General features: G+C 64.3%; 21 protein-coding genes. 4 read left to right on the forward strand and 17 right to left on the reverse strand.

Annotated elements, in window-relative coordinates; all coding sequences use genetic code 11:
- Positions 1 to 89 precede the first annotated feature (89 nt).
- The 5 genes from L0U80_RS07740 to L0U80_RS07760 form a co-directional block, all read right to left on the reverse strand.
- Positions 90 to 830: a 3-ketoacyl-ACP reductase gene (locus L0U80_RS07740; RefSeq protein WP_233863372.1), complete on the reverse strand. Its 741-nt coding sequence runs from the start codon at positions 828 to 830 to the stop codon at positions 90 to 92.
- A gap of 226 nt (positions 831 to 1,056) precedes the next feature.
- On the reverse strand, positions 1,057 to 2,238 hold the full coding sequence (locus L0U80_RS07745) for an acetyl-CoA C-acetyltransferase (RefSeq protein ID WP_233863373.1): 1,182 nt from the start codon (positions 2,236 to 2,238) through the stop codon (positions 1,057 to 1,059).
- Between the two features lie 80 nt (positions 2,239 to 2,318).
- Positions 2,319 to 4,157 (reverse strand): class I poly(R)-hydroxyalkanoic acid synthase, encoded by a 1,839-nt coding sequence (gene phaC / locus L0U80_RS07750; protein ID WP_233863374.1) that lies wholly within the window; start codon positions 4,155 to 4,157, stop codon positions 2,319 to 2,321.
- Between the two features lie 383 nt (positions 4,158 to 4,540).
- Positions 4,541 to 5,401 carry a peptidoglycan editing factor PgeF gene (gene pgeF / locus L0U80_RS07755; protein ID WP_233863375.1) on the reverse strand — a complete coding sequence of 287 codons (861 nt, stop codon included), beginning with the start codon at positions 5,399 to 5,401 and terminating at the stop codon, positions 4,541 to 4,543.
- The gene (locus tag L0U80_RS07760; protein ID WP_233863376.1) at positions 5,398 to 6,699 is read right to left on the reverse strand and encodes an RluA family pseudouridine synthase; all 1,302 of its coding nucleotides are present in this window, start codon (positions 6,697 to 6,699) and stop codon (positions 5,398 to 5,400) included. Before L0U80_RS07760 ends, pgeF begins: the two co-directional genes overlap by 4 nt.
- An 81-nt stretch (positions 6,700 to 6,780) precedes the next feature.
- On the opposite strand from L0U80_RS07760, the gene L0U80_RS07765 reads away from it, so the two are divergent.
- Positions 6,781 to 7,659 (forward strand): outer membrane protein assembly factor BamD, encoded by an 879-nt coding sequence (locus tag L0U80_RS07765; RefSeq protein ID WP_233863377.1) that lies wholly within the window; start codon positions 6,781 to 6,783, stop codon positions 7,657 to 7,659.
- Between the two features lie 118 nt (positions 7,660 to 7,777).
- Here the strand turns inward: L0U80_RS07765 and rlmD are convergent, their stop codons facing one another.
- Positions 7,778 to 9,121, reverse strand: a complete 1,344-nt coding sequence (rlmD, locus tag L0U80_RS07770) for a 23S rRNA (uracil(1939)-C(5))-methyltransferase RlmD (RefSeq protein WP_308444866.1) — start codon at positions 9,119 to 9,121, stop codon at positions 7,778 to 7,780.
- Between the two features lie 361 nt (positions 9,122 to 9,482).
- Between rlmD and L0U80_RS07775 the strand changes: the two genes are divergently transcribed.
- Both L0U80_RS07775 and L0U80_RS07780 read left to right on the forward strand, forming a co-directional pair.
- Positions 9,483 to 9,773, forward strand: a complete 291-nt coding sequence (locus L0U80_RS07775) for an outer membrane protein assembly factor BamE (RefSeq protein WP_233863378.1) — start codon at positions 9,483 to 9,485, stop codon at positions 9,771 to 9,773.
- Between the two features lie 118 nt (positions 9,774 to 9,891).
- Positions 9,892 to 10,752 carry an endonuclease/exonuclease/phosphatase family protein gene (locus L0U80_RS07780; RefSeq protein WP_233863379.1) on the forward strand — a complete coding sequence of 287 codons (861 nt, stop codon included), beginning with the start codon at positions 9,892 to 9,894 and terminating at the stop codon, positions 10,750 to 10,752.
- 19 nt (positions 10,753 to 10,771) lie between these two features.
- Here the strand turns inward: L0U80_RS07780 and L0U80_RS07785 are convergent, their stop codons facing one another.
- The 5 genes from L0U80_RS07785 to surE are packed head-to-tail and all read right to left on the reverse strand — an operon-like array spanning position 10,772 to position 15,389.
- Positions 10,772 to 11,548 carry a 3'-5' exonuclease gene (locus L0U80_RS07785; protein WP_233863380.1) on the reverse strand — a complete coding sequence of 259 codons (777 nt, stop codon included), beginning with the start codon at positions 11,546 to 11,548 and terminating at the stop codon, positions 10,772 to 10,774.
- A gap of 21 nt (positions 11,549 to 11,569) precedes the next feature.
- The gene (gene rpoS / locus L0U80_RS07790; RefSeq protein WP_233863381.1) at positions 11,570 to 12,652 is read right to left on the reverse strand and encodes an RNA polymerase sigma factor RpoS; all 1,083 of its coding nucleotides are present in this window, start codon (positions 12,650 to 12,652) and stop codon (positions 11,570 to 11,572) included.
- Between the two features lie 12 nt (positions 12,653 to 12,664).
- Positions 12,665 to 13,540, reverse strand: a complete 876-nt coding sequence (locus tag L0U80_RS07795) for a peptidoglycan DD-metalloendopeptidase family protein (RefSeq protein WP_233863382.1) — start codon at positions 13,538 to 13,540, stop codon at positions 12,665 to 12,667.
- 5 nt (positions 13,541 to 13,545) lie between these two features.
- On the reverse strand, positions 13,546 to 14,631 hold the full coding sequence (locus L0U80_RS07800; protein WP_233865771.1) for a protein-L-isoaspartate(D-aspartate) O-methyltransferase: 1,086 nt from the start codon (positions 14,629 to 14,631) through the stop codon (positions 13,546 to 13,548).
- The gene (surE, locus tag L0U80_RS07805) at positions 14,628 to 15,389 is read right to left on the reverse strand and encodes a 5'/3'-nucleotidase SurE (RefSeq protein ID WP_233863383.1); all 762 of its coding nucleotides are present in this window, start codon (positions 15,387 to 15,389) and stop codon (positions 14,628 to 14,630) included. The genes L0U80_RS07800 and surE overlap by 4 nt, the downstream gene beginning before the upstream one ends.
- 230 nt (positions 15,390 to 15,619) lie before the next feature.
- On the opposite strand from surE, the gene L0U80_RS07810 reads away from it, so the two are divergent.
- A complete protein-coding gene (locus tag L0U80_RS07810; RefSeq protein ID WP_233863384.1) occupies positions 15,620 to 16,591 on the forward strand; it encodes an NADPH:quinone oxidoreductase family protein in 972 nt (323 codons plus the stop codon).
- 83 nt (positions 16,592 to 16,674) lie between these two features.
- Here L0U80_RS07810 and L0U80_RS07815 read toward each other — a convergent pair whose 3' ends face one another.
- From L0U80_RS07815 to L0U80_RS07840, 6 genes are all read right to left on the reverse strand, one after another.
- Positions 16,675 to 17,499 carry an ABC transporter permease gene (locus L0U80_RS07815; protein ID WP_233863385.1) on the reverse strand — a complete coding sequence of 275 codons (825 nt, stop codon included), beginning with the start codon at positions 17,497 to 17,499 and terminating at the stop codon, positions 16,675 to 16,677.
- Between the two features lie 42 nt (positions 17,500 to 17,541).
- Positions 17,542 to 18,354 (reverse strand): ABC transporter ATP-binding protein, encoded by an 813-nt coding sequence (locus tag L0U80_RS07820; RefSeq protein ID WP_233865773.1) that lies wholly within the window; start codon positions 18,352 to 18,354, stop codon positions 17,542 to 17,544.
- Between the two features lie 89 nt (positions 18,355 to 18,443).
- Positions 18,444 to 19,484 (reverse strand): ABC transporter substrate-binding protein, encoded by a 1,041-nt coding sequence (locus L0U80_RS07825; protein WP_233863386.1) that lies wholly within the window; start codon positions 19,482 to 19,484, stop codon positions 18,444 to 18,446.
- Positions 19,485 to 19,546: 62 nt separating this feature from the next.
- A complete protein-coding gene (locus L0U80_RS07830) occupies positions 19,547 to 20,785 on the reverse strand; it encodes a CaiB/BaiF CoA transferase family protein (protein WP_233863387.1) in 1,239 nt (412 codons plus the stop codon).
- A 159-nt stretch (positions 20,786 to 20,944) separates the two neighbouring features.
- Complete coding sequence (recR, locus tag L0U80_RS07835; RefSeq protein ID WP_233863388.1) at positions 20,945 to 21,541, reverse strand: recombination mediator RecR; 597 nt, start codon at positions 21,539 to 21,541, stop codon at positions 20,945 to 20,947.
- Between the two features lie 143 nt (positions 21,542 to 21,684).
- Entirely contained in the window at positions 21,685 to 22,011 is a 327-nt protein-coding gene (locus tag L0U80_RS07840; RefSeq protein ID WP_233863389.1) for a YbaB/EbfC family nucleoid-associated protein, read from the reverse strand.
- Positions 22,012 to 22,049: the final 38 nt, after the last annotated feature.

The raw sequence follows: 22,049 nt of genomic DNA on the forward strand, positions 1-22,049 counted from the left end.
CGGCGCCTGCCCCGGTGAGCAAACAGGCGCGCTTCCGTTGTGGATCCATGCTGTGCCGCACGCCCCGAAAGGATGCGCGGCGCGCCGGATCAGCCCATGTGCAACCCGCCGTTAAGCGAGAAGTCAGCACCGGTTGCGAAGCCCGACTCCTCGGAGGCGAGCCACGCGACGATCGACGCAATTTCCTCGGGTGCGCCGAGACGGCGCACAGGAATCGTCGCAACGATTTTCTCCAGCACGTCGGGACGGATCGACTTGACCATATCCGTGCCGATATAGCCCGGCGAGACGGTATTGACGGTGACGCCCTTGGTCGCCACTTCCTGCGCGAGCGCCATCGTGAAGCCGTGAATGCCGGCCTTCGCCGTCGAATAGTTGGTCTGGCCAAACTGGCCTTTCTGACCATTCACCGACGAGATATTGATAATGCGGCCCCAGCCGCGCTCGACCATGCCGTCGATCACCTGCTTGGTGACGTTGAACAAGCTCGTGAGATTCGTGTCGATCACGGCGGTCCAGTCTTCGCGCGTCATCTTGCGAAACACGACGTCGCGCGTGATACCCGCGTTGTTGACCAGCACGTCGACCTCGCCGACCTCGGCCTTGACCTTGTCGAAGGCCTGGCGCGTGGAGTCCCAGTCGCCGACGTTGCCTTCCGAGGCGACGAATTCAAAGCCGAGCGCCTTCTGGTCCTCGAGCCACTTCGCACGGCGCGGCGAATGCGGGCCGCAACCGGCGACCACGATAAATCCTTGCTTCGCGAGGCGCTGGCAGATTCCGGTTCCGATTCCGCCCATGCCGCCGGTTACATACGCTACACGTTGTGACATAAACCCAACTCCATTATCGTTTCCCAGAGCGCCTGACGACGGCTCTGGCCTGGCCCCTCATGCGGTACCACCTGTGTTGCCGCTCAGGGCCTGCCTGCTGCGTCTCCACCATGCACCACTTTTCCCACACACGCCGATTCTGCACGTGCTGCCATCGCCCGAATCCCCCCGCGATGGCATCGAAGCGCATCGAAGCGGGCCACCGCGGCCCGCTTCGTTCACCACTTTACGGACGCTCGACCGCGAGCGCCACACCCATACCGCCGCCGATGCACAACGACGCGAGACCACGCTTCGCGTCGCGACGCTGCATTTCGTGCAGCAGCGTAACGAGGATCCGGCAACCCGACGCGCCGATCGGGTGACCGATGGCGATCGCGCCGCCGTTCACGTTGATCTTCGACGTGTCCCAACCCATCTGCTTGTTCACGGCGAGCGCCTGCGCGGCGAACGCTTCGTTGATTTCCATGAGATCGAGCTGCGCCGGCGTCCAGCCCGCGCGTTCGAGGCAGCGCTTCGAGGCCGGCACCGGGCCCATGCCCATGACCTTCGGATCCACGCCCGCGTTCGAATACGCCTTGATGCGCGCGAGCGGCTTGAGACCGAGTTCTTCCGCCTTCTTGGCGGACATCACGACCACCGCCGCGGCGCCGTCGTTGAGACCCGACGCATTCGCCGCCGTCACCGTGCCCTCCTTCTGGAACGCTGGCTTCAGGCCCGAGAGCGCATCGGCCGTGACGCCGTGGCGCACGAATTCGTCGGTCTTGAAGAGGAGCGGCTCGCCCTTTCTTTGCGGAATCTCGACCGGCACGATTTCGTCGTCGAAGCGGCCCGCCTTCTGCGCGGCCTCGGCCTTGTTCTGCGACAGTGCCGCAAACGCATCCTGTTCTTCGCGCGTGATGCCGTATTCCTTCGCGACGTTCTCCGCCGTCACGCCCATGTGGTACTGGTTGTACACGTCCCAGAGCCCATCGACGATCATGCTGTCGACGAGCTTCGTATCGCCCATGCGGAAGCCGTCACGCGAGCCCGGCAGCACATGCGGCGCGGCGCTCATGTTTTCCTGGCCACCCGCGACGACGATTTCCGCGTCGCCCGCGATGATCGCGTTCGCCGCAAGCATCACGGCCTTCAGGCCCGAGCCGCAGACCTTGTTGATCGTCATCGCCGGAATCGCGGAGGGCAGGCCCGCCTTGATTGCCGCCTGGCGCGCAACGTTCTGGCCCGACGCAGCAGTCAGCACCTGACCCATGATCACTTCGCTGACCTGCTCGGGTTTCAGGCCAGCGCGTGCGAGCGCCGCCTTGATCACCACGGCGCCCAGATCGGGGGCCGCGATCTTTGCAAGCGAACCGCCGAATTTGCCCACCGCGGTACGCGCGGCCGATACGATCACGATGTCCGTCATTTTCAGTTCCTCCGGGCAGCACGCCGTCGCGAGAGGCGCCGCCCCGTCAAGTTAAAAACGCATTTCCACAGCAACGCGCGTCAGTCGCGCTGCTGAACGTAACGCCCCGGCGCCGGCTCGATTGCCGGGAATTCCGCCGATCCTGCCTGTGCGCGCGGCTTCACTTTCTTGCCGCCAAACTGATCGAGCCATCCGGCCCACGTCGGCCACCAACTGCCGGGCTTCTCGTCGGCCACGCCAAACCACTCGTCGGCATCGGCCGGCAAATGCTTCGCGTCGGTCTCGACGCTCCAGAAGCTGCGCTTGTTCTTGGAAGGCGGATTGATCACGCCCGCAATGTGTCCCGACGCGCCCAGCACGAAGGTGATCGGCCCCGAAAGCAGCGGCACCGATGCATAGGCCGTGCGCCACGGCACGATGTGATCCTCGCGCGAACCGTAGATAAAGGTCGGCACGTCGATGCGCGAGAGGTCTACCTCTTCGCTGCACACTGTGAGCGCACCCGGTTCGCGCAGCTTGTTCTCGAGGTACGTATTGCGCAAGTACCACGCATACGCCGGGCCGGGCAGGCTCGTCGAATCGCTGTTCCAGAACAGCAGGTCGAATGGCGCAGGCGTGCGGCCCTTCAAGTAGTTGTCGACGACGTAATTCCAGACCAGATCGTTCGGACGCAGGAACGAGAACGTGTTCGCGAATTCGACGCCGCGCATGACACCCGGCACCGCACCGTTCTTGCCGCCGATGGTCTGCTCGCGCATCTGCACGTGAGCCTCGTCGACGAACACATCGAGCACGCCCGTATCCGAGAAGTCGAGCATGGCCGTCAGCAGCGTCATCGACGATGCCGGGTGTTCGCCGCGCGCAGCCGCGACAGCGAGCGCCGTAGCGAGCATCGTCCCGCCGATGCAGAAGCCGAGCGTGTTGATCTGCTCGCGGCCGCTGATGCTGCGCACCGTATCGATCGCCTCAAGCACGCCGTCGTCGATGTAGTCATCCCAGGTCTTGTGCGCAATCGACGCGTCGCCGTTACGCCAGGACACCAGGAACACCTGCTGGCCCTGATCGAGTGCATACGCGACAAGCGAATTCTCGGGCTGCAGATCGAGGATGTAGAACTTGTTGATGCAAGGCGGCACGATCAGGAGCGGTCGCTCGCGCACACTCGCCGTATGCGGCTTGTACTGGATCAGCTGGAACAGTTCGTTCTCGAAGACGACCGATCCCTCGGTCGTTGCGAGATTGCGGCCCACCACGAAACGCGATTCGTCGGTCTGCGAAATCTTTCCGCGCGTGAGGTCCCCGAGCAGGTTCATCACACCCTGGCGCAGGCTCTCGCCGTGCGACTCGAGCAAGGCGTTCTGCGCGTCGGGATTGAGCGCAAGGAAGTTGCTGGGCGAAGTCGCCGCGGTCCACTGCTGGACGGCGAAGCGAATGCGCTCGCGTGTCTTCGGATCGGTATCGATTGCGTCGACGAGTTCGTGCAGATAGCGCGCGTTCAGCAGATACCACGCCGCCGTGAACGCATACGCGGGCGTGGTTTTCCACGCGTCGGAACTAAAGCGCCGGTCCTTGAGCTCCGGTGCTTTCGGCGCGGTATCGGTGGCACCGCGCAGCAGTTCTAGCGCATCGCGCGAGTAGTCGGCCTGAAGTTGCTGCAGACGGGCAGGCTCGAACGATGCATTCGGGAGCTTGAACGCGCCGAACGGCGCCGCGCCATTAGCGGCATGCGGCCACCAGCCGTTCGGCATCGGCGCCGCCGCGCCCTGCGCCTGTTGGGCCGCATTCATGGCGTTGCGCCATGCGGACGTCCAGGCGTCGAGTATCTGCTGCATTCCGGCGGCGTCCGGAGTGAATTGTTGCGCACCGTTAGTTGAAGCGCCCGTACCCGGGGAGTTCGTGGAACGTTGAGATGCCGTCATGCCTGCTTTTGACCGATGTGTCCCGAAGGACTGGTTGAGAGGCAGGTGGAACGCAAGCGGGTGCGATCGCGTCGCACCCCGTTACGTCCTGTCCCGTAGGTGAAGGACATTCTTGCTCCCCGTTGCAAAGCATGTCAATGCTTGTGCCCGATTTTGCCGCACTGCGATATTTTTTTAATTATCGTTTTCCCGATGTAATCGTCCGGTCGTTCGATCCGGGCGAACGCCCGCTGGTGCACGCGAGAAAAAAAGTGCCTTAGGGCCAAGTGCTTGCAGCACGATGGCTCCGTGCGGGCACTCTCCTCGTTTCCGATGCTGCGGCGTGCTCCGCCGGGTTCGATGCAGTGCAGCAAAATATGGTCAGACGAGCCGCGAAAAGCTCCTCAGGGCGTCATCCACACCAGCGCAGCCATGCGCCCCGTGACGGGCTCCCGGCGATACGAGTAGAACCGGTCGCGCTGCGTGTAGGTGCACAGATCGCCGCCGCTGATCCGCTCGACACCCAGCGCAGCGAGCCTCAGACGTGCGAGTGCGTAGAGATCCGCGAGATATTTACCGGACGCTTCCGGCCGCGCAACGAACGCTGCGGCGGTCGCATCGCGTTGTGCACCGCCGACAGCGGCCGCGTGAGTCATGAAGGCGTCACGTACGTCTGCCCCGACTTCGAAGGCGCTCGGTCCGATCGCCGGACCGAGATACGCATGGAGGTCTTGTGGCGCGCAGCCCGCGAGCGCGGCCACGCGCTGCGCAGTCTTTTCGATGACGCCCGCGGCGAGTCCGCGCCATCCAGCGTGCGCCGCGCCAACGGAGCGGCCCGCGCTGTCGCAGAGCAGGACCGGCATGCAGTCTGCAACCATCACGGTGCACGCGATGCCCGGACGATCCGTCACGCTGGCATCGGCGCTGAGGAGTTCGCCGGCATGCACGGCATCGAGCGCAACCGCTGCATCGACGACATCCGCGCCGTGCACCTGCTTGAGCCACGCAGCCGGCACGCCCGCATACGCGATGAGGCGCGAGCGGTTCACCTCGACATGGTCGAGATCGTCACCCGAGAGCCGGCCCAGATTGAGCCCGCCCGACAGTTCGCGCCCTTCTCCGCTTGCGTCTGTCACCATCCAGCGCCCGAACGGTGGCTCGCTTACGCCACCATTGCGAGTCGTCACCACCGCACGCACATTCGGCGGAGCGTCCCATCCGGGATGCAGCAGATCCGCAGCGCTCAGTTCAGGCGTGATCGTCATGCGTGCGGATCCTCGCTGTCGTCATCGTGTTCTTCGTCGTAGTCGTCTTCATCGCTGCCGATGACGTAGCCTTCGTCCGTGTACGCGCTGTCGAAGACTTCGTCGTCGTAGCCGTACTCATCGCTCTCCGCACCAAAACCCAGGGCGGCGATCAGTGCGTCCATGTCGTCGGGAACGTCGGCGCGCCATTGCATCGCGCGGCCGGTGACCGGATGAACGAGCCCGAGGCGCCACGCATGCAGGGCCTGACGCGCGAACCCGTCGGGCAACGCCGCGACGGAGCGGCGTCCGCGCGCGTGCCCGTAGACCGGATCGCCAAGCAGCGGATGCCCGATATGCGCACAATGCACGCGGATCTGGTGCGTGCGGCCCGTCTCGAGATCGCAATGGATCGCGCTGACCGGCTGGCCGTGCCAGAGCGTCGAGTCGACCCGCCGGAAGTGTGTGCGCGCAGGTTTGCCCGCCGAACCCTGCACCACGGCCATGCGGGTGCGCTCGCGCGGATCGCGGCCGATCGGGGCGTCGATCGTACCCTCGTCGGCCATGTTGCCCCAGACGAGCGCCAGATAGCGGCGCTTGACCGTGCGCGCCTGCAGCTGGCGCACAAGGTCGGTCTGCGCCTCGAGCGTGCGCGCGACCACCATCAGCCCCGAGGTCTCCTTGTCGAGCCGGTGCACAATGCCCGCGCGCGGCAGTCCGGCGGCGCTTTCGCCATACCGGTGCAGGAGGCCGTTGAGGATCGTCCCGCTCCAGTTGCCCGCTGCCGGATGCACGACGAGCCCGGCGGGTTTGTTGATGACGACGAGCGCGTCGTCCTCGTAGATGACGTCGAGCGGAACGGGCTCGGGCGTAAATGCAAGCTGCTCGGGCAGCAGATCAGGCACGAGTTCGATCGTCGCGCCGAGCGGGACCGGCTGGCGGACCTTCGCCGGTGCGCCATCGACGCGCACGCGCTGCTCCTCGATCCAGCCCTGCAGGCGGCTACGGGAAAACTCGGGGAAGACTTTGGCGAGCACCTTGTCGAGCCGCTCGCCGGCTAGATCGTCGGGCACTTGCGCACGACGTGGCGCCTCTTCGGTACGCTTGCGAGCGCCGGCTGCGCCGCCGCCGGACGCGTTCGCGACGGCGTCGAGGTCGTCGTCAATCGAGTCACCGGGCGGTGCGTCATTGGGCACTTCGCCCAGGCTATAATGGTCGATGCTGTTTGGGGCGCCGGGGGCGCCGCCTGTCGGAAGCACGTCGGAAAGCCCCTCGGGAAGAACCCCGGGAAGCGCCGAGCGGTTAACTGAGCGGGTCATTGAGTCTGGGTCAACTGGGACCTGAAGCTGAACTGGAAAATGCGAGCCTTGAACACGATTACGAGATTGGCCCAACTTGCGATGGCCCGAAGCGCTGCACCTAATTCGGTCACTGCGTCAATCACTGCATCGAGCACGACGGCGATCGGCAAGATCGTCAACGTCGTTCGCATCGCTGCGTGCGGCGCCGCGCTAGCCGTTGTCGCGGCCTGCCATGGCCTGCCGCAAAAGACCGACGAAACGGCCGCGTGGAACAACAACAAATTATATACGGAGGCCCAGGACGCGCTATCCAGTGGCGACTGGGGCAAGTGCGCGAAGTACTTCGAGGCGCTTCAGGGCCGCGATCCGTTCGGCCATTTTGCCCAGCAGGCGCAGATCAACGTCGCCTACTGCAACTGGAAGGATAACGAGAACGACGCCGCCGACCAGGCGATCGACCGCTTTATCCAGTTGCATCCGGATCACCCGGACATCGCCTATGCGTACTACCTCAAGGGCATGATCCACTTCAACGACGACCTCGGCCTCTTCGGCCGTTTCTCGGGTCAGGACATGAGCGAGCGCGATCCGAAGTCGCTGCGCGAGTCCTATGACGCGTTCAAGGTCGTCGTCGATAAATACCCGCAAAGCAAGTACGCGCCTGACGCGGCGCAGCGCATGCGTTACATCGTGAACGCACTGGCGTCGCACGAAGTACACGCGGCCGACTACTACTACCGCCGTGGCGCCTACGTCGCCGCGATCAACCGCGCGCAGCTCGCAATCAAGGAGTACCAGAGCGCGCCGGCGATCGAAGATGCGCTGCACATCATGATCCTTTCGTACCAGAAGCTGGATCAGCCGCAGCTCGCCGAGGACACCCGCCGCGTGCTCGCCGCCACGTTCCCGGACAGCCCCTATATCACCGGCCACGCCCGCGCGGGCAAGGAAACGAAGTCCTGGTGGCAGATCTGGTGATCGTGGTTTTGGCCTGCTTCTGGCCTGATTCCGGTCTGAAAAAAAGCCCCGCGGACGCGGGGCTTTTTTATTTGCGTCGCGCCGCGCCATGATTCCGGCGCGACGCTATCTCCGGCGCTCAGTCGCGCTCGAACAGCGCAATCGACTCCACGTGCGACGTGTGCGGAAACATGTTCACGACGCCCGCCCCCTTGAGCCGATAGCCTGCCTCGTGCACGAGCAGGCCTGCGTCGCGCGCGAGCGTGGACGGATTGCACGAAACGTAGACGATGCGCTTCGGCAGCGGACCGTCGCCGCTCTGCGCGATGTCCGCAAGCGCCCTTGACACCGCGAACGCGCCTTCGCGCGGCGGATCGACGAGGAACTTGTCGAAGGCACCGAGCGCACGCATGTCGTCGGCGGTCACTTCAAACAGGTTGCGGCAAGCAAACGATGTGTGGCCGTCCACGCCGTTCTCGCGCGCGTTCTCGAGCGCACGCGCCGTCAGCGCGTCACTGCCTTCGATCCCCACCACCTCGCGCGCGAGCCGCGCGAGCGGCAGCGTGAAGTTGCCGATCCCGCAGAACAGATCGAGCACGCGGTCGCCCTTGTGCGGCGCGAGCAGGCGCAGCGCGCGGCCGACCAGCACGCGATTGATCTGATGATTGACCTGCGTGAAATCCGTCGGCTTGAACGGCATCCGGATGTCGAACTCGGGCAGCGTGTAATCGAGCTGCGCGTCGAGCGGATAAAACGGGAACACCGAGTCCGGGCCCTTCGGCTGCAACCAGAACTGCACGTTGTGTTCGTCGGCGAAGATGCGCAGCAATGCTTCGTCGGCTGCGGTGAGCGGCTCCAGGATGCGCAGCACGAGCGCTGTCACGCTCGAACCGACGGCCAGTTCGATCTGCGGCATGCGATCGCGGATCGACAGCCCTTCAACCAGCTTGCGCAGTGGCACCAGCATCGCCGAAACGTGCGGCGGCAGCACCTCGCAGCTCGTCATATCGGCAACGTAGCTGCTCTTCTTCTCGTGGAAACCGACCAGCACGCCGCCCTTCTTCGGCACGTTGCGCACGGTGAGACGAGCGCGGTAGCGGTAACCCCACGAAGGACCGTGAATCGGCCGGAACATCGATTCGGCGCGGACCTTGGAAAGATGTGCGAGGTTGTCTTCGAGCACACGCTGCTTGACCGCGATCTGGGCGCGCACGTCCAGATGCTGCATGGAACAGCCGCCGCAGATGCCAAAAAACTGGCACTGCGGTTTCGTGCGGATCGAGCTTTCGCGCAGCACATTCACCACCTGCGCCTGCTCAAAGCTTGGCTTCTTGCGGTAGCTCGAGTAGGTCACGCGCTCGCCGGGCAGCGCGCCCTCGACGAAGATCACCTTGCCCGGCTCGCCGGTCTCGGTGACGGTGCGGCCGACGCCGCGCGCTTCCATGTCGAGTGACTCGATCTCCAGAATCGGGGCATGAAGCACCGACGCGTCCGCGGCAGCGCGCCGTTCGGCCCGACGCTCGCGCTTCGAGCGCTTCGCGGGAACGGCAGCGGCATCCTGAGCGGGAGCGGCGTGGACGGGATCGGCTTGAGGGTCGGGGGCAGCTTGAGACACCAGCGGGTTCCTGACAAACAGTGGGGATGAAATATGGGCGAAGGCGAGATTGTAGACGAACTCGGCACCGCTACCCTCGACGAGCCGTAGCGGAGTCCACGTTGCCGCACCCTGGGGATTCCCCAATACGTCCGGCAAGGGGTAGCGCTGGCGTTTTCAGGGTAATTCGATGGAAAATCACGCGTGCAACATTGACTGATAACACCCCACTTTCATCGCTGGAGCCGAATTGAGCAAGTTATTACGCTTTGCGGCGGCCGTCGCGCCGCTTCTCGTCCTCGCCGCCTGTGCCTCGTCCGACAAGGAGCCCGAACGGCTGATCGCCTCCGTTACGCCGGGGCTCACGCAAACAGAAGTGATGCGACATCTTGGACCGCCTGATCACGTCTACGATTACGCCGGCCGTGACTGCTTCCAGTATGCGCTCGGCGACAAGAATGTCCCGCTCGCGGTCTATTTCGACGATCAAGGGCGAGTGGTCAGCTCCGTGCGCGAAGCATGCAAGGGCCGCATGCGCTGACGTTCGTTACGGCGGGCGTCGCTATTGTGCGCACCTGCCCGCTGCCGCGTTCTCTGGCGCTCCCGCGGTTTGCCTTTGGGCTACAGTGAAGCGATACCGCTTTGCGTCTGGATGGCCCATGAAACTGCTCAACTGGAACATTCAATGGGGCCGCGACGCAGCGGGTGTCGTGGATCTCGCGCGCACGGTGCGCGAGGCGCGACGGATTGTCGACTTCGACGTGCTTTGCCTGCAGGAAGTCACACGCGGCTTTGGCGCGTTGCCGGGCGCCCCCGGCGACGATCAGTTCGCGGAACTGGCAGCGCTTCTGCCCGGTTTCACGATCGTCGAGGGAATCGGCGTCGATCTTCCCGCGCCGCAAGACACATCGGGTGCGCGCCGGCGCCAGTTCGGTAACGCCATCGCGAGTCGTTTTCCCGTCGCACAGGTGTGGCGCCACCTGCTGCCGTGGCCCGCCGAACCAGCCGCACCGTCGATGCAGCGCGTGGCGCTCGAAGCGGTACTCGACGCGCCGGGCGGCGCGCTACGCGTGCTGGTCACCCATCTCGAGTATTACTCCGTACGTCAGCGCCTCGCGCAGGTCGACGAACTGCGGCGCTTGCAGCAGGAAGCCGCGGCACACGCCGCGTACCCGGCGCCGGCCGAAAACGACGCGGGTCCGTTCGCGTCGACTGCGCGTCCTGCGAGCGCCATCGTCTGCGGCGATTTCAACAGTGCGTGGGGCAGCGAAGCCTACACGCGCATGCTGGAACCGATCGCCGATAGCCTCTCGTTCGTCGACGCGTGGACAGCACTGCATCCGGGCTCGACACCGCCACCGACCGCCGGTGTCTACGACACCGTGCAATGGTCGTCCGGCCCGCTCGCGTGCGATTTCATCTTCGTCACGCAAGACCTGCTCGGGCGGCTTACACGCTGCGAGATCGACGGCGCGACGCAGGCGTCAGATCATCAACCGATCGCGCTGGAACTGGACTAAGACGTTTGGCGAATGCCGCTCAGGCGCCGAACGCCGCGAGATACTCGGCCCAATGCGGCGCGGGTTCGATGGCGAGCGCATTCTTGACGTGCGTGATCTCGTCTTCGTATTCGCGTTCGGTAAAGCCGCCGCGCATCAACTGGAAGCGGCAGTACAGCAGATACGTATTCACGACGTCGGTCTCGCAGTAGTTGCGAATTTCCTCGATGCGTCCCTGCTGGAACGCCGACCACACCTGGCCGCCGTCCATGCCGAGCTTGCCCGGAAAGCCGCAGAGTTTCGCGAGTGCATCGAGTGGCGCGTTGGCGCGCGCCTGATACATCGCGAGCACGTCCATCAGGTCGGTGTGACGCGAGTGATAGCGGCTGATGTAGTTGTTCCACTTGAAATCGCGGTCGTCTTCGCCGAGATCCCAGTAGCGGGACGCACGGATGCCGTGCACGAGCGCGCGATAGTGCAGCACGGGCAGATCGAAGCCGCCGCCGTTCCACGAGACGAGCTGCGGCGTGTACTTCTCGATGGTGCGATAGAACGACTGGATAAGCGCGGCCTCGCCGTCTTCGGGCGTGCCGAGGGAGCGCACGCGAAAACCCTGGCCATCGCGGAACACGCAGGAAATCGCGGCGACGCGCTGCAGATGATGCGGCAGGAAATCGCTGCCCGTTTTCTCGCGGCGCGCGGCGAACGCATGTTCGGCCACTTCGGCGTCGGTCAGCGAGGCGGGAAGATCTTCGAGACGGCGAATGCCGTCGACATCGGGAATCGTCTCGATGTCAAATACAAGGACAGGTGTCATCCGGTTCAGGTGCGCAGCAATTTACAGGACGGCGTCTTTACGCACGCCGTTGGAAGCGAAAAAGCGCTTGAGGCGCACCAGTGCTTCCTGCTGGATCTGCCGCACGCGCTCACGGGTCAGGCCCATCTCGTCGGCGAGTTCTTCGAGCGTCGCCGGTTCGATGTGATTCAGCCCGAAGCGGCGCTCGATCACGTGGCGATGCTTGTCGGACAGCCGCCCAAGCCAGGCGCGCGTAAGCGTTTCCAGTTCGCGATGTTGCACTTCCGCGTCGGGTGACTGGCTCTGGTCGTCGGAAAGGAGATCGAGCAGGCTGCTCGCGGGATCGAGGTCGAGCGGCGCGTCGAGCGAGGCCGTATGCTCGTTGAGTGCGAGGATGTCGGTGACTTCCTCGGTCGTCTTGCCCGTGAGGTAGGCGATGTCGTCGATGCTCGCGTCGCGCCGCTCGGACGCCGAGTCGGCGTTCAGCGAATTCTTCTCCAGGTGACGCTTCGCGCGCAGCACCTGGTTCAGTTCGCGGATCACGTGCACCGGCAGCCTCACCGTGCGCGCCTGATTCATGATCGCGCGTTCGATGCTCTGGCGGATCCACCACGTCGCATAGGTCGAGAAGCGAAACCCTCGCGCCGGATCGAACTTCTCGATCGCGTGCATGAGGCCGAGGTTGCCTTCCTCAATCAGGTCGAGCAGCGGAACGCCACGGTTCAGGTAACCCTTCGCAATGCTCACCACGAGCCGCAGATTGCGCTCGATCATCACCTGGCGCGCATCGAACTCCCCCGCCTTCGCGAGGCGCGAATAGCGCTGCTCCTCTTCGACGGTGAGCAGCGGCTTCACGCTGATGCGGTTCAGATAATGCTGGATCGTGTCGGCCGTGAGTTCGGCCTGCAGGATCGCGCGGAAATCGTCGGCGTCGGAAGCGGGTTCGGCAGCTTCGCGACCGCTTCCCTCCTCTTCAGCCGCTGTTTCGCGCTCTTCGAATTCGCGCGAATTGTCGAGTTCGGACAGCGTCTCGTCGTCGCCCGACGCAGCGCTGTCCTCCACCGAAACCGGGGTGGCCTCGCTGTCAGTCTCGGTTTGCTCCAGACGGCGCTTCGATTTCGGCATAGTCGGCTCGCTTCATTGCGGCGGCAAGTACTTCAGTGGGTCGACGGGCTTGCCCTGACGGCGGACTTCGAAATGCAGCATCACGCGGTCCGAATCGCTATTACCCATTTCAGCGATTTTCTGACCTTTCGAGACCGCATCCCCTTCTTTTACCATCAAAGCGCTGTTGTGTGCATACGCGGTCAAAAACGTCGCGTCATGCTTGATGATAATGAGATTGCCGTATCCGCGCAGCCCATTTCCGGCGTAAACCACGCGTCCATCGGCGGCGGCCTTGATGGGATCTCCGGCTGCACCACCGATATTGATGCCTTTGTTCTGCCCGTCGTCGAACCGGTTGAGCATCGGACCGCGCACCGGCCAGCCCAACGCGATACTGCTCGACACCGCTGCTGCGTCAACTGCATTGGCCAGCGGCGGCACCGTCGCGGCGTTCGCTCCCGGACCGGCGACCGGCGGCGTCACGGAGCCCGGCCCGATACTTTGCACATTGCCGGCCGGCACCGGTGCGGTGACCACGCCCGGCGTCGCCGCGGCAACGTTTGCTCCCGGCGGCGCAACGCGCAGCAACTGGTCCACTTCAATCTGATTCGGGTTCGCGAGATTATTCCACGCTGCGATGTCGCGGTAGTTCTGCCCGTTTTCTAGCGCAATTCGATAGAGCGTGTCACCCGGCTTTACCCGATAGTACCCCGGAGGCGCCGGCCCGAGCGGCACAGCAGGCTGCGCTGCGGCTGTGCCGGACGGCGCGGTGCGGTCTTCCACGGGTGCCAGATCGAACCGCGATGCGCAGGCCGTCAAGAGACAGAGCGCGATGACCGAGAGGCTGCGCTGGACTAAGGTCAGATCGACATTCAGGCGGTTTCCTGGCATCACGACAATATTCATCGGTTTCAGATCACTCCGGATTTTAAGGGGACAAAGAAAACGCGATCAAGCCGCGACTCACGCCATTGCGCAGGGCCCGTGCGCTCGACCAGCGTGAGCACCTGGGTCGCCTCGCCGCCGGCAGCGGCGGGCGACGCGACGGGCGCCACGAGCCTCCCGCCAATGGCGAGTTGTTCGAGCAGCGCCTGCGGCACGTCGAAGCCCGCGGCCGCGATCACGATCGCGTCGAACGGTGCAGCCGACGGCAATCCGAGCCGTCCGTCACCATAGTGCAGACGGATGTTCGGGATGCGCAACGGGCGAAGATTGGTCTTCGCCCGTTCGTACAGCGGCTTGATGCGTTCTATCGAATAAACATCGCGTGCGATCTGGCTCAGCACGGCCGCCTGATACCCGCAGCCGGTGCCGATCTCGAGCACGCGGTCGAGCGTACGGCCGGCGCCCGCGAGTTCGAGCATGCGGGCCACGACCGAAGGCTTCGAGATCGTCTGCTGATGGCCGATCGGCAGCGCCGCATCTTCGTAGGCCTGAGTCGCGAGACCCGGATCGACGAACATGTGGCGCGGCACGCCCGCGAGTGCCTGAAGCACGCGCGCATCGGCGAGGCCATTCGCACGCAGGCGTTCGACCATCCGCTCGCGAACGCGTTCCGAAGTCAACGCAAGTGCACTGTTGAGCGGCACGCCTGGCGCGCCGGATGTCGGCGTGCCACTCGTGCGCTGTGGAGCATTGGAGCGTATTGCGACCGAGCGGTTCGCGCTCGCCGGCGAAAGATGCGTAGCGGGTTGCGCTGCACGCGGCGCGGCATCACTGCGGCGCACATCGTTCGGACGCGCGGGCGCAGTCGATGCGCCGCTCATCGGGCTCTTGCTGACGGCGCCCTGCGGACGCCCTGGCATGCCGGCACCGACCCCGCCACCTGTGCGCGGCACCGATGGCTTTGCCACGTCCTTCGCCATGCCAGTCTTGCCCGCACCGCCGAGCGAGCCACGTGCTTCGCCGTGACGCGAATCGAGACCGTCGCGACGGCGCGGCTCGCGCACGAGGTCCGCGAGTCCGAGCGGAAAACGCTTCGTGCGCTCGCCAGTCATGAAGCGCTGTCGCCCCGACGCACCCATGCTTGCGTCTCTGGCAACATCTGCGTGTGGGTCAGATCGAGTTGCAGCGGCGTTATCGACACGTTGCCGTGTGACACCGCATGGAAATCCGTGCCCTCGCTCGCGTCGCGCGCGCTGCCCGATGGGCCGATCCAGTAGATCGGCTCGCCGCGCGGATTGGTCTGCCGGATCACCGGCTGCGACGGATGACGCTTGCCGAGGCGCGTAACGGACCATTCGCCGAGTTCGTCGTAGGGCAAGTTCGGAATGTTGACGTTCAGGAGCGGATGCCCCCGCAGTGGATTCGCGAGGTAATGCGACACGATTTCGGCAGCGACTCGCGCGGCGGAATCGAGATGGGCCCAGTCCTTGTCGACGAGCGAGAACGCAATGGCCGGCACGCCGAACATGATGCCCTCGGTAGCCGCGGCCACCGTGCCCGAGTAAAGCGTGTCCTCGCCCATGTTCTGGCCGTTGTTGATACCGGAGACCACGAGATCGGGCTTGTGCTCGAACATGCCTGTGAGCGCGATGTGCACCGAATCGGTGGGCGTGCCGTTCACGTAGTAGAAGCCAGTGGTCGCGGAGCGCAGCACCGAGAGCGGCCGCCACAGCGTGAGCGAGTTCGATGCGCCGCTGCAGTTCTGCTCCGGCGCCATCACCGTGACTTCGCCGAGCGGCTTGAGCGCCTCATAGAGCGCAGCGAGTCCGGGGGCGAGATAACCGTCGTCATTGCTGAGTAGTATTCGCATCGGACGATTGTAACCGAGGAAAGAAGGCAGGCGAACGACAGTCCGGGAAGCCCGCGCGAGGCGCTGCGCACACGCCGGTGTGCCACAAGCCTCGCTCCATTCCCAGCGCTCTTCTTCCCGATTTTTAGAGCCCGCACTGAATGAAACGATCGTTCGCGTCGCGGTCTGGTGCCGTACACTGTCCGCTGATCCCGGCTTCATGAACGACGCGACAGAACACAGGAGACACGATGCGCGCCATCCGCTGCAACCAGTACGGTCCGCCCGATTCGCTCACGCTCGAGGAGCTGCCCGACCTTACGCCCGACGCGGGTCAGGTCGTGATCGACGTGAAGGCAGCGGCCGTCAATTTCCCCGACGTGCTCATCATCGAGAACAAGTATCAGATGAAGCCGCCGCTGCCCTTTACGCCGGGTGCCGAGGTAGCCGGCGTCGTGCGCGCGGCAGGCGTCGGTGTGAAGCTCGCGCCGGGCACACGTGTGGCCGCCTACGTGGCTACTGGCGGTTTCGCCGAGCAAGTCATCGCCGATGCCTCCGCGTGCGTGCCGCTGCCCGATGGCGCCGATTTCGCGACAGCCGCCGCGTTCACGCTCGCCTATGGCACATCGCATCACGCTGTGGTCGATCGCGCGGCGCTGCGTCCGGGCGAGACGATGCTCGTGCTCGGCGCCGCGGGGGGGGTGGGCCTCGCGGCGGTCGAAATCGGCAAGGCGCTCGGCGCGCGCGTGATCGCTGCGGCATCGAGCGAGGAAAAGCTGGAGGTCTGCCGGCGCTTCGGCGCAGACGCCACCATCAACTACAGCACTGAAGATCTGCGTGAGCGCGTCAAGGCGCTCACCGACGGCAAAGGCCCGGACGTGATCTACGATCCGGTCGGCGGCGTCTACGCGGAACCTGCTTTTCGCAGCATCGGCTGGAGGGGGCGCTACCTGGTCGTGGGCTTCGCCAACGGCGAGATACCGAAGCTGCCACTCAACCTCACGCTGCTCAAGGGGGCGAGCATCGTCGGCGTGTTCTGGGGTGATTTCGCGCGCCGCGAGCCGCAGAACAACGCGGCGGCGTTCGCGCAGATGGTCGGCTGGATCGGAGAAGGCAAGCTCAAGCCGTATGTCTCGAAACGCTACAACCTCGCCGACACTGCTCAAGCGCTGAAGGACATGGCGTCACGTCGCGTGATGGGTAAGATCGTGATCGAACCCTGAGCCGGCGCTCTGCGGCCGGAACGAATACGGCGCGCCATGGCGCGCCGTTTTTTTTCGCCGACGGCAGCAGGCGCCGCCGCTCGTTAGAGCTTCTCGATGTCTGCCGTCCTCGGCTGCCACTTCATCAGACGCCTCTCCGCGAACCCGACAAGCGCATCGAGAACCAGCGCGAATGCCGTCAGCACGAGAATGCCCGCGAACACGGTATTGATGTCGAATGTGCCTTCGGCTTGCAGGATCAGATAACCGACGCCGCTCGCAGAACCGAGATACTCGCCCACCACTGAACCCACGAACGCAAGCCCCACTGAAGTGTGCAGGCTAGAAAACACCCAGCTCGTCGCACTGGGCAGATAGACGTGGCGCAGCAGTTGCTTGCGGTTCGCACCGAGCATGCGCGCGTTTGCGAGCACGACCGGGCTCACTTCCTTCACGCCCTGATAGACATTGAAGAACACGATGAAGAACACGAGCGTGACGCCGAGCGCCACCTTCGACCAGATACCGAGCCCGAACCACACGCCAAAAATCGGCGCGAGAATCACGCGCGGCATGGAGTTCGCAGCCTTGATGTAGGGATCGGAGAGCGCACTTGCCATGGGTGCGAGCGCGAGCCACAGGCCAACGCCGAGCCCACTGACGGTGCCGATCACGAACGCGAGCACCGTCTCGATCAGCGTGACCCACAGATGCAGCCAGATCTCGCCGCCCGTGAACCACTGCCAGATGCGCACGAGGACCTTCTGCGGCTCGCCGAAAAGGAATGCGGCCTTGTCGGGGTCATCGAAGTAGAACGGCGGCAGGATCGACGGACTCGTCAGTACATACCAGAGCGCGAAGCACGCGACGAGCAGCAGCCACTGCCACACGATGAGGTTGCCCCGGTTCGGGCGCAGCCGTTTCCACATGATGTTGTCTCTCCTGCTTTTCTTGTTCGGGCGCAGCGCGCTTCAGCCGGCGGCGAGCTGCTGCTGGTAGCCCTTGAGTACCTCTTCGCGCAGTACACCCCAGATCTGCGCGTGCAGCTCGACGAATCGCGGATGCGAGCGCACTTCCGCGACGTCGCGCGGACGCGGCAGATCGATCGCGAACTCGCCGATCGGATGCGTGCCCGGCCCCGCCGACAGCACGATGACGCGGTCGGACATCGCAATCGCTTCATCGAGATCGTGCGTGATGAACAGCACGGCCTTGCGGCGTGCGGCCCAGAGGTCGAGTAGCTCGTTTTCCATGAGCTGCCGCGTCTGGATGTCGAGCGCAGAGAATGGCTCGTCCATGAGAATGATGTCGGGATCGAGGATCAGCGTCTGGGCCATCGCAACGCGTTTGCGCATGCCACCCGAAAGTTGATGCGGATATCGGTCGCCGAAGCCACCGAGCCCCACGCGCTTGAGCCATTCCTCGGCCTCCCCGCGAGCCTCGCTGGCCGCTACGCCGCGAAACGTGAGGCCAGCCATCACGTTGTCGCGTGCGCTGCGCCACGGCATCAGCGCATCGGCCTGGAACATGTATCCCGCGCGACGGTTGAGGCCCGAAAGCTGCTCGCCGAACACGCTAACCGTGCCCTCGCCCGGCTCAAGAAGCCCCGCGCCGATGTTGAGCAACGTGGACTTGCCGCAGCCGGTCGGCCCGACAACCGAGACAAATTCACCCGGTGCGATGCGCAGCGTCGCATTCGCGACGGCGGTGTAGCGCTGCGAGCGGTTGTCGCGCGACGCGAAGGTGCAAGTAATATTCTCGAGCGCGAGTGCGGGTACGGTCATCGTCATTCAGGAACTACGCGGATTCGGGGAGTGGAAACGCCGCGGCGCGCGCGGCGTCCTCGCAATCGTGACAACGCGATCGCGCGACTTCAGCTTTTGACGGTCGCGAGCGCCTTCGTCACGAAGTCGTTGGTCCACGTCTTCGAGAGGTCGATGGGCTTGCCCTTCACGTTCGGATCGAACGCCTGCAGCGTCTTGAGCGATGTACCGGGACCGCCGGCCGGCATCAGACCGTCCGGCGAAAGCGCTTCCTTCACGTGGTCCCACGCCGCCAGATAGAGCGCGCGATCGCCGAGCAGATAGCTCTCGGGCACCGTTTCGATCAGCTGCGCACCGGTCGCCGCCTGCAGCCACTTCAGAGCACGAACCATTGCGTTGGTGAGCGCCTGCGTGGTGTTCGGATTCTTCGTGATGAACGCCTGCGACGCGTAGAGGCAGCCCGCCGGCATGTCGCCGCCGAACACCGCGTGCGTATCGGCGAGCGTGCGCGTATCGGAAACGATATGAATGTCGCCCGCGCGATCAAGCTTCGTCATCACCGGATCGAGATTGGCGAGCGCATCGATCTGGCCCGACTGCAATGCGGCCACCGCGCCGGCGCCCGCGCCGACACCGATGAACGACACATCGTTCGCCGTGAGACCGGCTTTCGCGAGCACGAAGCTCGCCATGATCGACGTTGACGACCCCGGCGCCGTGACACCGATCTTCTTGCCCTTCAGGTCAGCGATCGACTTGTAGCCAGACATCGTCTTCTTCGAGACGGCGAGCACGATCTGCGGCGCGCGGCCCTGCAGCACGAATTCGCGGAACATCTGGCGCTGGGCCTGCAGCAGGACGATGTGCTCGAACGCACCCGAAACGACATCGGCGCTGCCGCCCACGGCAGCCTTCAACGCCTGCGAGCCACCCGCAAAGTCGGAGATCTCGACTTCGAGGCCCTCGTCCTTGAAGAAGTTGCGGCGCTCGGCAATGGTCAGCGGCAGGTAATAGAACAGATTCTTGCCCCCGACGGCGATCGAAACTTTTTTCGTTTCCAGTTGGCCCGACTGCGCAAAAGCCAGCGACGGACCCGCGAGCGTGGCGCCCGCGAGCGCGGCGGTACCGGCGAGGAAGGTTCTTCGTTGCATGTGCGAGTCTCCTGTGGTCGCTGTGCTTGTCTTTCTTCGCGGCCGCGCCTCGCTCGTGCTACCTAGACGATCTGTTGTGCGCGCAACCGCTCTATTTGCTCTGCATCATAACCCAGCGCCTGAAGGACTTCATTGGTGTGTTCACCCAGCTCGGGGCCGAGCCAGCGCGTGTCGCCGGGCGTGGCGGAGAGCTTCGGCGTAACCGACGGCAACGCGACGTCGACCTTACCTTGCCAGCGGAACTGCTGGATCATCTGGCGCGCCATGAACTGCGGATCCGCGAACATGTCGGCGACGCTGAAGATGCGGCCCACCGGCACGTCGGCCGCATTGAGCACGTCGAGTGCTTCGTCGATCGTGCGCGTCGCCAGCCATGCGGCGATCGCCCCGTCGATCTCCTGCGTGCGCGGCACGCGGCCGTCGTTGTGCGCGAGGTCCGGATCGTTGGCGAGGTCTTCGCGGTCGATGGCCGTCATGAGACGCTTGAAGATGGGATCGCTGTTGCCCCCGATCACGATGCTGCCGTCCTTGCACGGATAGGTGTTCGACGGCACGATGCCGGGCAGCGACGCGCCCGTGCGCTCGCGCACCAGGCCATAGACGCCGTACTCCGGCACGACGCTTTCCATCATGTTGAACACAGCCTCGTAGAGCGCAACGTCGACGATCTGGCCGCTACCGCCGTTCATGTTGCGGTGATGCAGTGCCATGAGCGCACCGATCACGCCGTGCAACGCGGCAATCGAATCGCCGATGGAGATGCCGATACGCGGCGGCGGCAGATCCGGATAACCGGTGATGTGACGCAACCCGCCCATCGACTCGGCGATCGCGCCGAAGCCCGGACGATCGCGATACGGACCGCTCTGGCCGTAGCCGGAGAGCCGCACCATCACGAGGCCGGGATTCTCCTTCGAGAGCACGTCGTAACCCAGACCGAGTTTCTCCAGCAGGCCGGGGCGGAAGTTCTCGATGACGATGTCGGCTTCCTTCGCGAGGCGGCGGACGATCTCCTTGCCCTCCTCGGCCTTGAGGTTCACCGTCACCGACTTCTTGTTGCGCGCCTGCACGGCCCACCAGAGCGAAGTTCCGCCTGCTTCCGGATAGAGCTTGCGCCACTTGCGCAGCGGATCGCCGCCCTTCGGGTCTTCGATCTTGATGACCTCGGCGCCGAATTCGCCGAGAAATCGCGCAGCGAACGGGCCCGCAATCAGCGTGCCGAGTTCGAGCACCTTCACGCCGGCGAGCGGTCCCGCCGGACGTTCGCTGGCCGCGGATTCGGGAGAAGTGGCTGTGCTCATGAGTCTCCTTTTTTCGATACCAGTTTGTGCTTTAGCACTTACTGGTATCCATGCAAAGCTGTCGATGTCAGTTGGTGCTTTAGCAATTGCTGACATCCAATGCAAAGCAGTTCTTCGACGCGCGCCACGCGACACCACGCGCGGGGCGTCAGCGACGTATTACATCGTGCGACGATCGATCATCGCGCGGGCGATCGTGCCCGCATCGACGTATTCGAGTTCGCCACCCACCGGCACGCCGCGCGCGAGTCGCGTGACGGTCAGGCCGCGCGCCTTCAGCGCCTGGCCGAGATAGTGTGCGGTGGCTTCGCCTTCGTTCGTGAAGTTGGTCGCCAGCACGACTTCCTTGACGACGCCGTTCGAGGCGCGCTTCACGAGGCGGTCGAAATGAATTTCTTTGGGGCCGATGCCGTCGAGCGGACTCAGATGCCCCATCAGCACGAAATACATGCCTCGCCACGTCATGGTCTGTTCGAGCATGATCTGGTCGGCGGGTGTTTCGACGACGCACAGCAGCGTGGGATCGCGTTCCTCGTCGAGGCATGTTTCGCAGACCTGAGCTTCAGTGAATGTGTTGCACTTCTCGCAGTGCTTCAGGTGTTCGGTCGCATACATCAACGCGCGGCCGAGCTTTTCGGCGCCATCGCGGTCGTGCTGCATCATGTGATAAGCCATGCGCTGCGCCGACTTCGGCCCGACGCCGGGCAGCACACGCAGCGCCTCGACAAGCGCGGCCAGGGCGGAAGGTTGTTTCATGCGGGTTCAGCGTGGCGGATCGATGAGTCTTGCGGCCGTTTTTTCACGGCGGCCGCGAACCATGCGGGCGTTGTGCAATCAAGCACAGCGGCCCGGTGAAAAACGGGCCGCGGCGCATGAGCGCGCGGCCCGCAGGCACCAAATCAGAACGGCAGCTTGAAGCCCGGCGGAATCGGCAGGCCAGCGGTCATGCCGCCCATCTTTTCCTGCGACGTGGCTTCGGCCTTGCGCACCGCATCGTTGAACGCTGCGGCGACGAGGTCTTCGAGCATGTCCTTGTCGTCGGCAAGCAGGCTCGGATCGATTGATACGCGGCGCACGTCGTTGCGGCACGTCATCGTCACCTTGACCAGACCGGCGCCCGCCTGACCCTCAACCTCGATCTGGGCAAGCTGCTCCTGCATCTTCTTCATGTTTTCCTGCATCTGCTGGGCCTGCTTCATCAACCCGGCGAGTTGGCCTTTCATCATGATCGTGACTCCTTCTGAATCGTCTTTATCTGGATATC

The organism is Paraburkholderia adhaesiva (genome assembly GCF_021390575.1).
Lineage (GTDB): Bacteria > Pseudomonadota > Gammaproteobacteria > Burkholderiales > Burkholderiaceae > Paraburkholderia > Paraburkholderia adhaesiva.